Origin of the sequence: Psychrobacter sp. UBA2514, assembly GCF_002341255.1 — a bacterium.
Lineage (GTDB): Bacteria > Pseudomonadota > Gammaproteobacteria > Pseudomonadales > Moraxellaceae > Psychrobacter > Psychrobacter pacificensis.
Map to the genome: position 1 here is coordinate 379 of NZ_DDNS01000011.1, position 1206 is coordinate 1584.

Annotated in this window: 1 protein-coding gene and 1 pseudogene; one reads left to right on the forward strand and one right to left on the reverse strand. The window is 41.2% G+C overall.

Features of this window, described 5'->3' with window-relative positions:
• Positions 1-846: LysR family transcriptional regulator (locus B3V51_RS04015; RefSeq protein WP_286708028.1), on the reverse strand; the 846-nt coding region annotated here is incomplete at its 3' end.
• 164 nt (positions 847-1010) lie between these two features.
• Between B3V51_RS04015 and B3V51_RS04020 the strand changes: the two are divergent.
• Positions 1011-1206, forward strand: a pseudogene (locus B3V51_RS04020) (alkene reductase); the annotation flags it as partial.

The following is a 1206-nucleotide window of genomic DNA, read 5'->3' on the forward strand; positions in this document are numbered from 1 at the left end:
GCCACTGTCATTGGTACGTGGATGCCAAGCGGCTATTATCTTAAAGGTAGGCGGTAAGGCTTCTACTTTAAGCGCTTTAACTTTACTGTTTGGCAGTAGTCGCGCGGGATAAAAAGCAATCATGTCAGTGGTATGCAAAATATCTGGCACAGCTGAAAAGCTAGGCACTGACATCACAATGTTTCGCTTAAGCCCTTTTTCGGCAAACCACTGATCATGAGAACCGCGCAAGTTGGCACGCGAAGGCGATACCACCAGCTGCGGGTGTGCTGCAATTTGTGCCAGTGTTAACACCTTTGTTGCGAACTCGTTTTTATAACCTGTAATGCATAAATGTTGTTCTTCAAACAAAGTGACATAAGATAAATTATCAGGGATAAACTCTGGAAAGGTAAGCAGTAAATCAAGTTCGCCTGCTGCAATAAGCTGATTGATGTTGTCTGAGGCAAAATCTCGCACTATCAATTTTAAGTTAGGCGCTTCACGGCGCGTTAGATTAAACAACTGCGGTAATAATGCCTGCGTCGCATAATCGGTCACACTAATCGTAAAAACACCTTTATAGGTTTGCGGCGTAAACACATCCGGCTCCAAGAGCACCTCTAACTGTCTTAATATATCGTTAATAGGTTGCTGCATCGATAGTGCTTTTGGTGTGGGCACCATGCTATTTCCTTGACGAATAAACAGACGATCATCAAATAGATCACGTAGCTTACGCAGCTGCTCACTAATAGCTTGTTGGGTTAAGCCCATTTTGCGTGCAACTTTTGATAGGTTCTTTAGATCAAGCAATGCCTGTAGCACTCTGAGCTGTTTGATATCAAGCCGATTTATACCATTCATCATTTGTACCATTAATAATTGTATCTTCAACAAGAAAACGTTGTTTCTAATTGTACCTCTAAAACTTTATGATTACTCATATTACTTAAGTGATCAATCAAACCTTAAAACAACGGATAAATTTCAAGTAATAAGCCTATCTGTTTGCTATAAAAGAGAATGTTATGAAACAAACTATTCCTAATACCAGTGCACTGTTTTCGCCTGTAAAACTTGGGCCTTATACGCTTAAAAATCGTATTGTGATGCCACCATTGACGCGCTCTCGTAGCAAGCAACCTGGCAATATTCCTAATGATTTAATGGCAAGTTATTATGCCCAGCGTGCTTCTGCAGGCTTTATGGTGACGGAGGGGACAC